Origin of the sequence: Paramesorhizobium salinisoli (assembly GCF_003335045.1) — a bacterium.
Lineage (GTDB): Bacteria > Pseudomonadota > Alphaproteobacteria > Rhizobiales > Rhizobiaceae > Paramesorhizobium > Paramesorhizobium salinisoli.
Genome location: NZ_QOZG01000003.1, coordinates 203276 through 217264, shown reverse-complemented (window position 1 = coordinate 217264; position 13989 = coordinate 203276). Strand labels below are relative to the sequence as shown.

The 13989-nt window shown below is 60.6% G+C and carries 13 protein-coding genes; 2 read left to right on the top strand and 11 right to left on the bottom strand.

All coding sequences use genetic code 11. From position 1 onward, the window contains the following. The first annotated feature begins 184 nt into the window (after window positions 1–184). Window positions 185–523 (top strand): P-II family nitrogen regulator, encoded by a 339-nt coding sequence (locus tag DUT91_RS08035; RefSeq protein ID WP_105744332.1) that lies wholly within the window; start codon window positions 185–187, stop codon window positions 521–523. 56 nt (window positions 524–579) lie between these two features. Then, window positions 580–1989: a type I glutamate--ammonia ligase gene (glnA, locus tag DUT91_RS08030; protein ID WP_114439864.1), complete on the top strand. Its 1410-nt coding sequence runs from the start codon at window positions 580–582 to the stop codon at window positions 1987–1989. 149 nt (window positions 1990–2138) lie between these two features. Here the strand turns inward: glnA and DUT91_RS08025 are convergent, their stop codons facing one another. The 11 genes from DUT91_RS08025 to DUT91_RS07975 form a co-directional block, all read right to left on the bottom strand. After that, complete coding sequence (locus DUT91_RS08025) at window positions 2139–3671, bottom strand: peptidoglycan DD-metalloendopeptidase family protein (protein ID WP_425373762.1); 1533 nt, start codon at window positions 3669–3671, stop codon at window positions 2139–2141. A gap of 106 nt (window positions 3672–3777) precedes the next feature. Continuing rightward, window positions 3778–4431: a protein-L-isoaspartate(D-aspartate) O-methyltransferase gene (locus DUT91_RS08020; protein ID WP_114439862.1), complete on the bottom strand. Its 654-nt coding sequence runs from the start codon at window positions 4429–4431 to the stop codon at window positions 3778–3780. Then, window positions 4428–5198: a 5'/3'-nucleotidase SurE gene (surE, locus tag DUT91_RS08015; RefSeq protein ID WP_114439861.1), complete on the bottom strand. Its 771-nt coding sequence runs from the start codon at window positions 5196–5198 to the stop codon at window positions 4428–4430. The genes DUT91_RS08020 and surE overlap by 4 nt, the downstream gene beginning before the upstream one ends. Window positions 5199–5231: 33 nt before the next feature. Then, complete coding sequence (serS, locus tag DUT91_RS08010) at window positions 5232–6515, bottom strand: serine--tRNA ligase (protein WP_114439860.1); 1284 nt, start codon at window positions 6513–6515, stop codon at window positions 5232–5234. A gap of 78 nt (window positions 6516–6593) precedes the next feature. After that, window positions 6594–7421: a twin-arginine translocase subunit TatC gene (gene tatC / locus DUT91_RS08005; protein ID WP_114439859.1), complete on the bottom strand. Its 828-nt coding sequence runs from the start codon at window positions 7419–7421 to the stop codon at window positions 6594–6596. Then, entirely contained in the window at window positions 7418–8011 is a 594-nt protein-coding gene (gene tatB / locus DUT91_RS08000) for a Sec-independent protein translocase protein TatB (protein WP_114439858.1), read from the bottom strand. The genes tatC and tatB overlap by 4 nt, the downstream gene beginning before the upstream one ends. Before the next feature lie 48 nt (window positions 8012–8059). Continuing rightward, window positions 8060–8305: a twin-arginine translocase TatA/TatE family subunit gene (locus tag DUT91_RS07995; RefSeq protein ID WP_114440165.1), complete on the bottom strand. Its 246-nt coding sequence runs from the start codon at window positions 8303–8305 to the stop codon at window positions 8060–8062. Between the two features lie 186 nt (window positions 8306–8491). Then, a complete protein-coding gene (scpB, locus tag DUT91_RS07990) occupies window positions 8492–9211 on the bottom strand; it encodes an SMC-Scp complex subunit ScpB (protein ID WP_114439857.1) in 720 nt (239 codons plus the stop codon). Beyond that, a complete protein-coding gene (locus tag DUT91_RS07985) occupies window positions 9204–10070 on the bottom strand; it encodes a segregation and condensation protein A (protein ID WP_425373761.1) in 867 nt (288 codons plus the stop codon). The genes scpB and DUT91_RS07985 overlap by 8 nt, the downstream gene beginning before the upstream one ends. A gap of 22 nt (window positions 10071–10092) precedes the next feature. Continuing rightward, window positions 10093–11112 (bottom strand): beta-N-acetylhexosaminidase, encoded by a 1020-nt coding sequence (gene nagZ / locus DUT91_RS07980; RefSeq protein ID WP_114440163.1) that lies wholly within the window; start codon window positions 11110–11112, stop codon window positions 10093–10095. Between the two features lie 127 nt (window positions 11113–11239). Next, window positions 11240–13906: an SPOR domain-containing protein gene (locus DUT91_RS07975; RefSeq protein ID WP_114439856.1), complete on the bottom strand. Its 2667-nt coding sequence runs from the start codon at window positions 13904–13906 to the stop codon at window positions 11240–11242. Between the last annotated feature and the right edge of the window lie 83 nt (window positions 13907–13989).

Genomic DNA, 13989 nt, shown 5'->3' with positions numbered 1-13989 from the left:
GCGGGTTTAGACAGGCCATCGGCAGCATGGCGCATTTCTAACCCTTTTTTGGCACCGACCCAGATAAATCGCCGAGCGGGGGAAATCTTCCCGACTTGGCCCAGATTTGGCACAGTTCGTGCTTGCAGTAAGGCGAAACGGGCACGAGGTCCGTTTCCTAAGGGAAAGCGGAGTCCGTTCTCTGATGAAAAAGATCGAAGCCATCATCAAACCATTCAAGCTCGATGAAGTGAAGGAAGCACTTCAGGAAGTCGGGCTTCAGGGCATCACAGTCACCGAGGCCAAGGGCTTCGGACGGCAAAAAGGTCATACGGAGCTTTATCGCGGGGCTGAATATGTCGTGGACTTTCTGCCGAAGGTGAAGGTGGAAGTTGTTCTGGGCGACGAATCCGTCGAAGCGGCGATCGAAGCGATTCGCAAAGCCGCGCAGACCGGCCGGATCGGCGACGGAAAGATCTTTGTCTCCAACATTGAGGAAGTCGTCCGCATCCGTACCGGTGAATCCGGTATCGATGCTATCTGACGACTTGACCACGCCTCACGCACACCATCCATCGTCGTGTAATAGGGAAATTTGATATGACGACTGCTAATGACATTCTCAAACAGATCAAGGACAATGACGTAAAGTTCGTTGATCTCCGCTTCACGGATCCAAGGGGCAAGCTGCAACATGTGACGATGGACGTCGGCATGGTCGACGAAGAAATGTTTGCCGATGGCGTGATGTTCGACGGCTCCTCGATCGGCGGATGGAAGGCCATCAACGAGTCCGACATGGTGCTGATGCCCGATGTCGAGACGGCCCATATCGATCCGTTCTTCGCCCAGTCCACACTGGTGGTGATGTGCGACATTCTCGACCCGATCTCCGGCGAATCCTACAATCGCGATCCGCGCGGCACGGCCAAGAAGGCTGAAGCCTATCTGAAGTCGCTGGGTATCGGCGATACCATCTTCGTCGGTCCGGAAGCCGAATTCTTCGTCTTCGACGACGTCAAGTACAAGGCCGATCCGTACAATACCGGCTTCAAGCTCGACTCGACCGAACTGCCGTCGAACGACGACACCGATTACGAGACGGGCAATCTCGGCCACCGTCCGCGCATCAAGGGCGGCTACTTCCCGGTTCCCCCGATCGATTCCGCCCAGGACATGCGCTCGGAAATGCTCACCGTCCTCACCGAAATGGGCGTGACGGTCGAAAAGCACCACCACGAGGTGGCGGCTGCCCAGCATGAACTCGGCCTCAAGTTCGACACGCTGGTCCGCAACGCCGACAAGATGCAGATCTACAAGTATGTCGTGCATCAGGTTGCCAATGCCTATGGCAAGACGGCGACCTTCATGCCGAAGCCGGTCTTCGGCGACAATGGCTCGGGCATGCACGTCCACATGTCGATCTGGAAGGATGGCAAGCCGACCTTCGCCGGAAACGAATATGCAGGCCTTTCAGAATCCTGCCTGTTCTTCATCGGCGGCATCATCAAGCACGCCAAGGCGGTCAACGCCTTCACCAACCCGTCGACCAACTCCTACAAGCGGCTGGTTCCCGGTTATGAAGCACCCGTGCTGCTCGCCTACTCCGCGCGCAACCGTTCGGCTTCCTGCCGTATTCCCTTCGGTACTTCGCCGAAGGCAAAGCGCGTCGAAGTCCGCTTCCCAGATCCGGCAGCGAACCCCTATCTCGGCTTCGCTGCCCTGCTGATGGCCGGCCTCGACGGCATCAAGAACAAGATCCATCCCGGCCAGGCCATGGACAAGGATCTCTACGACCTGCCTGCGAAGGAGCTCAAGAAGATCCCGACCGTCTGCGGTTCGCTGCGCGAAGCGCTGCAGAGCCTCGACAAGGATCGCGGCTTCCTGAAGGCCGGCGGCGTCTTCGACGACGACCAGATCGACGCCTTCATCGAGCTGAAGATGGCCGAAACGCTGCGTTACGAAACGACGCCGCATCCGGTCGAATACGACATGTACTACTCGGTCTGATCACGTCATATCGATAAGGAAAACCCCGGCTTTTGCCGGGGTTTTTTGTTTTCTGAATGAAAAGCACATCGCCTTTCCCAAGATGAATGCCTTAAAAAAACAAAAAGCCCGCTTTTCAGCGGGCTTTTTGTTCATCCGTTATTTGGGAATTACGATTCCAGATACTTCGTCGGATTGACCGGCGAGGAATTCTTGCGCACCTCGAAATGCAGCTTCGGCGATTTGGCGTTGCCGCTCATGCCGGAGCGAGCGATTTCCTCGCCGCGGCGCACCTTCTGTCCGCGCTGTACGAGGATCTTGCTGTTGTGCCCATAGACGGTCACCAGCCCGTTTTCATGGCGCACCAGCACCGTATTGCCGAACTCCTTGAGCCCGTCACCGGCATAGATCACCACGCCGTTTTCGGCCGCCTTCACCGGCGTGCCTTCGGGCACCATGATGTCGATGCCGTCATTGACCGTGCCGCCGTCACGCTGGCCGAAACTGCTCAGCACGCGGCCGCGCGCCGGCCAACGCATTTGCGAAATGCCGGTGGACGTGGGCGCCGATGCCACGTTCTTCTCCGCGTCCTCGATAACCTTGTTGTTTGCCTGCGGCGGCGTGTATGGCTTGGCCCCTGAAGCGACGGGTTGCGTTGCCGGAGGTGTCGAGCCGGTCTTCACCTGATCGACCTTGGGAGCGCTGGCGACCTGCGTTGCCCGGCCTGCCGCACCTGGAATGACCAGGTTCTGGCCGACGCGGATCGCGCCATTGGCTAACCCGTTGGCTTTCTTGATCGCTTCGACCGGCGCGCCCGTCTTCTGCGAGATCGAATAGAGCGAATCGCCGCTCTGCACCGTATAGCTGCCGCCGGGTGCGGGAGGCGTCGTCGTGGTCGATGTCGTCGCTGCCGACGCTATTGCACCGTGCTGCTTTTCCTTGACCGCCGGCGTCTGCGGCAGGATGGCAACGTCACTGTTGGCGGGACGCTGGGTCGGCGCGTGCGGATTTTGCGGCAACTGCCCCAGAACCTTCTCGGGCTGCCCCTGGCCGGTTACCTGTCCCGCTGTTCTCGTCCCGTTGGCGGCGACAACCCCGCCTCCGGCAGTTACCTGTCCCTGTCCGGGAACCTTGAGCTTCTGCCCGGCTTGAATTCGATTGGCGTCGGTTATGCCGTTGGCCTGCATGATAGCATTGGGTGAAACGCCCGTACGGCGTGCAATGCCGAAGAGCGATTCGCCCGGCTGCACCACGACATGGCTCACGCCGCCGGGCGCTACCGGCGTTGCAGATGCGATCTGCTGCTCTGCCGCCACCGGACGAACGACCTTGGGCTCGGCTGCCACTGGTACAGGCTGGCTGGAGGCGCTTGCTACTGGCGCTGACGACACCGGCGGCAGGCTGTTGCGCTGAACAGCGGCGCTCTGCGTCACGGGGGTGACCGCGCCACGATTGACGGAGCCGGTATAGCCTCCATCTACGGGAGCAGCGCTGGCGGCAGCCTGCGGATATGGCTGAGCCGTCGGACGACTGAGCATCGACCGCTGGTTGGATGTAGACCCTGTATAGATCCCGTCGGTGAAGCGCATCGTATCGGCGCTGCAGCCGGCGCCGAATCCGGCGATTAAAATGATTGCGGCATTCCGCAAAAGCCGCTGGGACGTCTGGTCCAAAACCCTGAAACGCATGTTCAACCCGTCCATACTCAATACAAGAAGTATGCTGATTAAACCGCGTTAATCTTACTTGCCGGTTAAAATGGCTGGATTTTATCGAAAAGATTCACCAACGGATACCATAGGAACAAAATCACAGTACCGAAGCCACTCCCTCGACGAAGGGCTGATAGCGCACCAGCAACAAATCCTCGCGCTCGAAGCGGCTGCCGATCTTGGCAAGGCGTGACACTGTCTGCTGTCCATCACCCGGCCCGATCGGCGCGATCATCACGCCATTGCTGGCCAGGAGATCGATGAAATGGCGCGGCAGGCTCTCGAAAGCCGGCCAGACGATGATGCGGTCGAATGGACCGCCACCTGGAGGGCCATGCCGCCCGTCCGCATGCTTGACGACGACATTCTCGATCTTGAGCGCCTGGAGCCGCTGGCGGGTCAGTTCCACCAATGTCTTATATCGCTCGATCGTCGTGACACGGCCCCCTAGCCTGCCCATCACGCAAGCGGTGAAGCCCGAGCCGGTGCCGATCTCCAGCACCCGATGCCCTTCCTCGATGTTCAGCGAGGAGATCAGCCGCGCCTGATCGTCCAGTCCTTCGATATATTCCCCGCAATCGAGCGGAATGGTGCGATTCTTGTAAGCGACATCAGCCCACAGGCCGTTGACGAAGCCACGCCGCGGCGTCGTCTCGATGGCGGTGAAGAGACGCGGATCGTTCAGCCCGCGCCCGCGCATCCTGAGCACGAAAGCGGCAAAATCCTCCCGCTCCGAAAGCTTTGGCGTCATAGGGTTTCGACACCCAGAACTTCAGCCAGCGCAGCCCGGCTCTTGTGCGCGGTCAGGTCGAGTTGCAGCGGCGTGATCGAGATGGCATCCGAGCGGATCGCCGCCACGTCGCTGTCCGCGGCGACATCCGCCTTGCCGCGACCGAAGCGCAGCCAGAAATATGGAAAGCCGCGCGCATCCCGACGCTCGTCGATGGACGCGTCGTGCGAAAGCTTGCCCTGCACCGTCACGCGTGTCCCCGTGACGTCATCCGGCGCGCAATTGGGGAAATTGACGTTCAGGAGAACGTCTTTCGGGAGATCTGCCTTGATCAGCTTGCGAATGAGATCGGGAGCGCAGACCTCCGCAGTCGCCCATGGAACGATGCGATTGCCGTCCTCGAAATCATATTCCTGCGAAAGGGCGATGGCGCGGATGCCGAGAAGCGTGCCCTCGATGGCACCGGCGACAGTGCCGGAATAGGTCACGTCATCGGCGATATTCGCGCCGGAATTGACGCCCGACAGTATGAGATCGGGCGCTTCGGGGAGTATCTTTCGCACGCCCATGATGACGCAATCGGTCGGCGTGCCGCGCAACGCATAATGGCGGTCGTCGATCCTGCGCAGGCGCAGCGGCTCGGAAAGCGTCAGGGAATGCGCCAGGCCGCTCTGGTCTGTCTCCGGGGCGACGACCCAGATATCATCCGAAAGCTGCCTTGCGATCCGCTCCAGAACCGCCAGCCCTTCCGCGTGGATTCCATCGTCATTGGTCAGGAGAATACGCAAATCCCAGTTCCTTCCTGTGGCTCAAGACGGTCTTTATTCCGGCTTTTCGATCCTTGTCAGGCCGCCCATGTAAGGAAGAAGAACTTCAGGAATGGTTACGCTGCCGTCCTCCTCCTGATAGTTTTCGAGCACCGCGACCAGCGCTCGCCCGACAGCCACGCCCGAACCGTTCAGCGTATGGACGAATCGCGTCGCCTTCGAGCCTTCGGGGCGATACCGCGCATTCATGCGGCGCCCCTGGAAATCGCCGCAGACCGAGCAGCTCGAAATCTCGCGATAGGCATTCTGGCCGGGCAGCCAGACCTCGATGTCATAGGTCTTCTGTGCGCCGAAGCCCATGTCGCCGGTGCACAGCACCACGGTGCGGAAGGGCAGGCCAAGGCGCTTCAGCACTTCCTCGGCGCAGGCGGTCATCCGCTCATGCTCGGCGATCGAGCTTTCCGCGTCGGTGATCGACACCATCTCGACCTTGTAGAATTGGTGCTGGCGCAGCATGCCGCGCGTATCCCGCCCCGCCGAGCCTGCTTCCGAACGGAAGCACGGCGTCAGCGCCGTCATGCGGATCGGCAACTCTTTCAGGTCGAGGATTTCCTCGCGCACCAGATTGGTCAGTGGGACTTCGGCGGTGGGGATTAGCCAGCGTCCGTCGGTGGTGCGGAACAGATCGTCAGAAAATTTAGGTAGTTGGCCGGTTCCGAACATCGTCGCGTCATTGACCAAGAGTGGCGGCATGACCTCCATATAGCCATGCTCTGACGTATGCAGGTCGAGCATGAATTGGCCGAGTGCGCGTTCAAGCCGCGCGAGCTGGCCTTTCAGCACAGTGAACCGGCTGCCCGAAAGCTTGGCGGCGCGTTCGAAATCCATAAAACCAAGGGCTTCGCCGATCTCGAAATGCTCCTTCGGCTGAAAGGCGAAATTGCGCTGGTTGCCTATACGTCGAACTTCGACATTGTCAGCTTCGTCCTTGCCTAGAGGCACATCGTCGAGCGGCAGGTTCGGGATGATTGCAAGCGCATCCGCCAGTTCCTTGTCGAGACGGCGCTCCTCTTCCTCGGCGCCCTGCAGGAAGCTCTTGATCTCGGCGACCTCGGCCTTCAGCTTCTCCGCAGTGGCGGCGTCCTTCTGCGCCATCGCCTTGCCAATTTCCTTGGATGCGGCGTTGCGGCGCTCCTGCGCCTCCTGCACCCGGCCGACATGCTGACGCCGCTTCTCGTCGAGCGCGACCAGCCCGGCGGACAATGGCTCCATGCCGCGCCTGGCAAGCGCGCCGTCGAAAGCTTCAGGGTTCTCGCGTATCCATTTGATATCAAGCATGGGATTGGCCGTGGATAAGAATTGAACGGGCGGATGCCGGCAGGCCGGCGTCCGGAACTGGCAGCACGGAACGAAGGGTCAGGACGCGGACGGGATATTGCCTGCCGAATTCTTCTCGGCTTCGGCGAGTGCCCGCTTTCGCTCGATCATTCGCGCCGTCCAGATGGAAATCTCGTAGAGAAGGATGGTCGGCAAGGCAAGGCCGATCTGGCTCACCGGATCGGGCGGCGTCAGGATCGCCGCCGCGACGAAGGCAATGACGATGGCGTATTTGCGCTTCTCCCTCAGCGTTTCCGAACTGACGAGCCCGGCGCGCGCCAGAAGCGAAGTGACGACGGGAAGCTGGAAGACAAGGCCGAAAGCGAAGATCAGCGTCATGATCAGGCTGAGATATTCCGATACGCGCGGCAGAAGCGATATCTGCACCTCGCCCGCCCCGCCCGTCTGCTGCATGGCGAGGAAGAACCACATCACCATCGGCGTGAAGAAGAAATACACCAATGCGCCGCCTAGAATGAAAAGCAGCGGCGACGCCACCAGAAACGGCAAGAAGGCCATGCGCTCGTGCTTGTAGAGCCCCGGCGCTACAAATTTATAGATCTGCGCCGCTATAATCGGAAAGGCTAGGACTATTCCGCCGAACATCGCCACCTTCACCTGCGTGAAGAAGAATTCCTGTGGCGCCGTGTAAATGAGCTCGGCCTTGGAACTGTCCATGCCCGCCCAGGCGATTGCCCATTGATAAGGGACGACAAGAAAGTTGAAAAGCTGCTTTGCGAAGGCGAAGCAGAGCACGAACGCGATGAAAAACGCCACGATCGCCCAGATCAGCCGGCGGCGCAGTTCGATCAGATGCTCGATCAGCGGTGCCGAGCTTTGCTCGATTTCGTCCTGTTCGATGCTCACGCTTTCGATCCTGTCTCGTCCGCTTTTGTTTTTGCTCTTGCCGTTTTCGTGCGAGGCTTTGCAGCCGTCACCGCATCAGGCCCGGCCGCCGGTTTGGAAGTATTCGAGGCTTTTGGCTTTGTGGTCTTGGCCGGCGCGGCCCTCTTCGGGGTCATTTTGGTCGGTTTTTCCGTCACCGCCGCGATTGATTTCGAGGCAGAAACCACGGCTGGCGCTACCTCGACAGGCGCGTCAACGGAAGGCACCGGCTCCGGCGGTGGCGGCGGAACAGGCGTCGCTTCCGGCTGAACATTCGTCTTGTTGAGGCTGGAGCGCAGTTCCTCCCCGACGGAACGGATCGGATCGAATACTTTCTTGATATCCGTACGCGGATCGAGGCTGCGGGCATCATTGACCACGTTTTTCACGTCATCGAGCTCAGCTTCCCTCAGCGCCTCGTCGAACTGACGGCGAAATTCGTTCGCCGTCTTGCGCATTCTGGAAGACGCCTTGCCGAATGCGCGCAGCATTTTCGGCAAGTCTTTCGGTCCGACGACCACGATCAAGACAACCGCGATCACCAGGATCTCGGACCAACCGATGTCAAGCATGATACGTGGACTCCATCCGCATCAGATGCCGCAGCATCTGAGGTATTATCAGGACTTCGAGGTCTTCTTTGCCCGGGAAACCGGCGGATTTACCGGGGAAGCCGGCACATCAGGATTGTTGTCGATGGTCTTGGCCGTATTGACTTCGTCCTCGTCCTGATCCGCCATGCCCTTCTTGAAGCTCTTGATGCCCTTGGCCACATCGCCCATCAGCTCGGGAATCTTGCCACGGCCGAACAGCAGCAGCACGACGGCGAGCACGATCAACCAGTGCCAAATTGAAAAACTACCCATAACGTTCCTCTTGTTGCCGGATCCGCCCAAAGCGAAAATCAAAACCAGTCGGGTGTGATTTAAGCTTTTTCTCCGCATGTTTCAAACGGAACTATACCCCGGTCGGCAATGCGCAGGAAACTTTTTCGGAAGATTGTACGGATTGACCGCAGATTGCCCCCATTGCCCAAGCAAAAGGCAGCCCTCCTAGTCCTGCTCCACCTTCGGCGTCAGCAGTCCCAGCTCTTCCAGATCGATATCCGTGAGCGGATCCTCGTCGTCCGCCAGTTCGTCGGGATCGACCCTCGGCACAGGAATGGAAAAATGCGCCGGCATGCGCGCCGACAGGAGCCCGGCCCCGCGCAATTCCTCCATCCCAGGCAGATCGCGGATGTCAGGCAGGCCAAAATGGTCGAGAAAGCTTTCCGTCGTGCCGTAGGTGACAGGGCGTCCGGGCACGCGGCGGCGACCGCGCATTTTAATCCACCCTGTTTCCATCAGCACGTCCAGCGTGCCTCTCGAGGTCTCGACGCCGCGAATATCTTCCAGCTCCGCGCGGGTGACCGGCTGGTGATAGGCGACGATGGCGAGAACCTCAAGTGCCGCCCGCGACAGCTTCCTCTGCTGGACCGCCTCGCGGCTCATCAGGAACGTCAGGTCCGGTGCGGTCCTGAATGCCCAGGCGTCGCCCGAGCGCACGAGATTGACGCCGCGCCTGTGGTAGTCCGCCTGCAGCATCTTCAGCACAGCGGGAACATCGACATTCGACGGCAGGCGTTCGGCCAGAGCCCGTTCAGACACCGGTTCCGCCGAAGCAAAGATCAACGCCTCGGCCATACGCACGGCTTCCGCCATCGCCAGCCGTGCTGCGGAGCCTTCCGCATCGGCTGGAAACGACACGATCTGAGCTTTGCCTGCTTCAGACATCGCCTGTCTCCTCAACCCTCGTGTCATCGACCGATGAGCGGCCCGGCCTGGTGCGCACGTATAGCGGCTTGAAGGGCGATTCCTGGCGGATCTCCATTTTTCCTTCCCTGACAAGCTCAAGACTTGCGGCAAAGGAACTCGCAAGCGCGGTGGCTCGGTCGCGCGGCGACGGGATGAATTCGATCAGGAACTGGTCGAGCGCCGTCCAGTCGCTCATCTCGCCCAAAAGCCTCGTCAGGATCGTGCGGGCTTCCTTCAACGACCAGACGGACCGCTGCGCGATCTCCACATGCGAGACGGCCTGCCGCTGGCGCTGCGTCGCATATGCGGTCAGAAGATCGTAAAGCGAAGCGGAAAACTGATTCTTCCTCTCGACCACCACCATTTCGGGCATTCCACGGGCGAATACGTCGCGTCCCAGCCGGTTGCGGTTGATGAGCTTGACGGCCGCATCGCGCATCGCCTCGAGGCGCTTCAGCCGGAATTGCAGAACGGCTGCCAGTTCCTCGCCGGTTTCCCCGTCATCGCCGGGCGATTTCGGTATCAACAGCTTCGATTTGAGATAGGCCAGCCAAGCCGCCATGACGAGGTAATCGGCGGCCAGTTCCAGCCGCAGGACCCGTGCCTGCTCGACGAACAGCAGATATTGTTCGGCAAGCGCCAGCACCGAAATACGCGCCATGTCGACACGCTGGTTACGCGCCAGATGAAGCAGCAGGTCGAGCGGGCCTTCAAAGCCCTGCACGTCGATGACGAGTGCCGGTTCGCTTGCGCCGCGATCGGCATCCGTCTGCCACAACGCCTCCATCGGCGCCGCCGCATCGTCCTTGCCTGTGGTTTTCGCGCCCGTCGCAGCCAATCCCGCTAATCCCCTGAAATATTTACGCTACAGCCTCGAACATGCGTTGGAATTCCTTACGCAACTCGGCCTCATCGGACAGATCCGGCTCACCGGCAAAGACTTCCGCCAAATCGGTCCGTTCGCGCGCCTTTCCGACGAGGATGGGCGCGCGTGCCGCGACTTTCGACAGTTCCTCCATGAGGCCATTGCAGTGAAGCACGACATCGCAGCCCGCGGCAAAGATTGCGTCGGTCAAATCCCCGAAATCCCCAGAAAGTGCTTTCATGGAGATATCGTCGCTCATCAAAAGCCCGTCGAAACCGATGAAACCACGGATGATCGTCTCCACCACGGTTGGCGACAGTGTAGCCGGTCGGGCAGGATCGATAGAGGTGAAGACGACATGCGCCGTCATCGCCGCAGGCAAATTCGCCAGAGCCTTGAACGGCAGGAAATCGCGCGCTTCGAGTTCGGAAAGCGGCGCATCGACTCTCGCCAGTTCCTTGTGGGTATCGGCGAAGGCGCGGCCATGACCGGGAATATGTTTCATGACTGGAAGAACGCCGCCCGAAAGCAGGCCTTCGGCGGCAGCGCGTCCCATGGCTGCCACGATTTGCGGGTCGCTGGCATAGGCCCGCGTGCCGATCACGTCATGCGCGCCCTCCACCGGAACATCGAGAACCGGAAGGCAATCGGCGTTGATGCCGAGCTTGAAAAGATCGAATGCATGCAGCCGTGACATCAGCCAGGCCGCGCGCAAACCGGCCTCCTCGTCGTTGCGATAGAGCGCGCCGAGCGCCGATGCCGGCGGATAGTTCGGCGCGAGCGGCGGACGAAGCCGCTGAACGCGCCCGCCCTCCTGATCGATGAAGACCAGGGTTCGCGTCCGCCCCGTCAGATCGCGCAGATGCGCCGTCAGGTCGGAGACTTGCGCCGCTTCGGCAATATTGCGGGCAAACAGGATAAAGCCCCAGGGCTGTTCGTCGCGAATGATCGCGATCTCGTCCGCTGTCAAATGGGTTCCGGATACGCCCGCAATCAGTGCCTTCGATTCGCTCATGATCAAACTCTATTCGGAAAAACGGGGGATAGCATGGCTTTCGTCATATCGGCGGCTCGCCATGGCAGAACCAAATGGCAAAGGGCGGCTGTTACGCCGCCCTTGATGTCTCGGAGAAAAACCGGCCTCACTGCGTCACGAAGCAGCTGCCGCCGGCGGATTTGTACTTCGTGCACAGATTAACGGCGTCGCTCTTCGATCCGGCATTGATGCGCACCCGGTAGTAAGTGCCCTTCCCTGCGATATCTGCGCGGCGGATATCGACCCCGTGCCCACCAATGACATTGGCGTAGCGCCGGGCCAGGTTGGCATAGCTCTGCTGGGCTGCTTCCGCCGAAGGCTGCGATGCGATCTGGATCGCATAGCCTCCGGCGCTTGCCGCTGCCGCTGCCGCGGTATTTGCCGCGGAGGCGACCTGCGTGTTCTCAGCAGGCGCACGCGTTGTGCTGCTGACGATCGTCACCGGCTGCTCGGCAGGACGGGAAGGCACCACCGGCACATTCTTCGGCTTGGCAGTATTGTCCGGGGTGAAAGTCTGCGTCTTCACCACCCGCGCCGGCGCATTCGCCGCTGGCTCAGGGGTCTCCCGCGTGGGAAGGGCTGATGTCTGCGTCGGTTCTGCTGCGTCGGCAGCGCCGCCCAGTGCGGGAAGCGCAGGGGCGTTATCCAGCGCGGCTGTTTCCGTTTCATCCGGGCGCGGCTCAGGCGTTGCGACATGAGCGCTTGCCGGCGCCGCCGGCGCGGCCTCCTGCGCAACGATCGTCCCGTCCGGCCTGACAATCATCGTCTGGACCCTGCGCGGAGCGAGCACATTTGCCTGCGCGCCATTGGCGACGATACTGTCGAGCGTGGTGGGTTCGACACGATCATTGACTGCCGTATCGTCCATGCTGCCGTCATCGTCCTCGGCCATCGCGATATCGACGGGCTTCTCATCATCGCTGACCAGGGTCTTCTGCTCAGGGGCTTGAGGCGCGGTTCCCGCGACGCGATCATAAACCGCCTTGTCCTGGTTTGGCACCACGTTGCCGCCGGGGTTCTGCGGCTGGACCTTGATCGGCTGATTGTCGGCCTGGATGATCACGGGCGTCGCAACGCCGCCGTCTGATCCAAGCCCGTAATAGCCAATGCCGCCAATCAACAATGCTGCGCCGGCCACCGATGCCAGGACCAGATTGCGCCGTCCGTGGGCCGGCTGACGTTCATAGGCTTGAGCCGGGATATCGAGATCATCCGTCGATTGTGAATCATAATCGAAATCCTCGCGGCTTTCGCCCGCGCTCGCCCAGTGATTGTAATAGTCGTTCGGAGTACCCGACGGGGCCGCGCGCGCGCCTGCTTGGCTCGCCGGGTAAGCCGCGTCGGATCCGGCTTGCGATGCATTTGCGGCCATATAGCTGCCGACCGCCGCAGCGGCATAGCCTGCGCGGGCCACCTGCGATGGCTCCGTGCCATAGGTACCGTAGGTATCTCTGACGATATCGTCGAATACGTGGTCTGCGGACGTCTGGGGCTCCTGCTGCGGTGCGAGTTCCTCCACCTCGATCGAGGTGAAGACTTCCGCAAATTCGCTCTCCAGGGCGCTCAAGCCGTCGTTTGCCGCAGGCTCCCCCGCATATTCCACGTCTGGCAGATCGAGCATATCCGTCTGATCGACCTTGGACTCGGATACCGTGATGGTCTCCACGTCGGGCGCGGAACCCGCAGTTCCCCCCCTGTAGCCGGATTGAGCCCCATAGGCGGGATAGATCGGGGGTGCCGATGGCTGGGACATGAGCGAATCGTCGGCCTCCGCCTCCGCATACTGGCCATCATCTTCGCCCCCGAAGAAATCCTCGTCCAACTGCGGCTCTTCGCCATCCCAGCTATTGGGCGCCACTTCGGCTGGCGACGATTCGTAGCCACGAGCCTCTTCGGAATAAGTCGGCTCAGCGTCAGCGGCAGCCTGCAACACAGGCTCGAAGCTTTGCTCGTCTGGGAACAAAGCCGGTTCGGCATGGGTTTGCGAGGGATAAAAGGGATAGCGGGTCGCGACAGGCTCTGCCTGCGCCGCAGAATATTGCGGGGCGAACGCCTGAACGGGCTCGGAAACCTCGTGGTCGCTGACGAGCAGCATTTCCAGCTCTTCTTCAAGACTGGGAGCGGAAACGTAATTTGCGGGGGACGCGGCTTCTTCGTCTACCGGTTCATACGCAGGCTGCTCATAAGCAGGTTCGTAAATGGCGGGATCGTAACCGTCATCCTGCTGCGCGGCGGAATGGTCGCCCGGGTAGTCCTCCGGATCGAGCGCCGGCGCAAATTTCAATGGATAGCCCTGAGATTCGTCCTCTGCTGCCGGCTCGAACGCGTCATCCAGGGAGAAATCCCCCGATGGCTCCACATTGGCCTCGTTCAGCGACAGGCCCAGTTCGCTCTCCAGAGAAGCGGAAAAATCGAAATCGCCATCGTCAGATTGGGCATCAGACCGGACATCGGGAGACGAAGCAACGGGTTGGGACGGCGAGGGAAATGCCTCCGCTCCCGCCAGTTGGCGTGGCACGGACCAGTTGAGATGCGTTGCCGGCGCAGGCCGATAAGTCTGAGGTTCGACCCGCACTTCGGAACCAAGCTCCGCTTCCAGGCCGCCGATCAGTTCCTGTTCGAGATCGAACGAAAAATCGTCCGCCTCTTCCTTGGAAGCAGCGTCCTTAACCGGCTCATCGAAGCCGATGATCCGTGACAGCTCCATCAGCGGATCGTCCTCTTGCGAGGAACGACCCGCATAATCACGGTATTTCACATTGCTGTCCGTCATGGCGTGTTCCTGCACTCATACTCGGGGCGCCAGCCGACGTCACCCATCATTGCCGATTACCAGTGCAATGTGGGCAAAAGTTG

Bases quoted from the DNA above. Each gene is read 5' to 3' on its own strand.
- DUT91_RS08025 (WP_425373762.1), bottom strand. From the start codon at position 3,671: ATGGACGGGTTGAACATGCGTTTCAGGGTTTTGGACCAGACGTCCCAG.
- scpB (WP_114439857.1), bottom strand. From the start codon at position 9,211: ATGTCTGAAGCAGGCAAAGCTCAGATCGTGTCGTTTCCAGCCGATGCG.
- glnA (WP_114439864.1), top strand. From the start codon at position 580: ATGACGACTGCTAATGACATTCTCAAACAGATCAAGGACAATGACGTA.
- DUT91_RS08020 (WP_114439862.1), bottom strand. From the start codon at position 4,431: ATGACGCCAAAGCTTTCGGAGCGGGAGGATTTTGCCGCTTTCGTGCTC.
- serS (WP_114439860.1), bottom strand. From the start codon at position 6,515: ATGCTTGATATCAAATGGATACGCGAGAACCCTGAAGCTTTCGACGGC.
- tatB (WP_114439858.1), bottom strand. From the start codon at position 8,011: ATGCTTGACATCGGTTGGTCCGAGATCCTGGTGATCGCGGTTGTCTTG.
- DUT91_RS07995 (WP_114440165.1), bottom strand. From the start codon at position 8,305: ATGGGTAGTTTTTCAATTTGGCACTGGTTGATCGTGCTCGCCGTCGTG.
- nagZ (WP_114440163.1), bottom strand. From the start codon at position 11,112: ATGAGCGAATCGAAGGCACTGATTGCGGGCGTATCCGGAACCCATTTG.
- DUT91_RS08035 (WP_105744332.1), top strand. From the start codon at position 185: ATGAAAAAGATCGAAGCCATCATCAAACCATTCAAGCTCGATGAAGTG.
- DUT91_RS07975 (WP_114439856.1), bottom strand. From the start codon at position 13,906: ATGACGGACAGCAATGTGAAATACCGTGATTATGCGGGTCGTTCCTCG.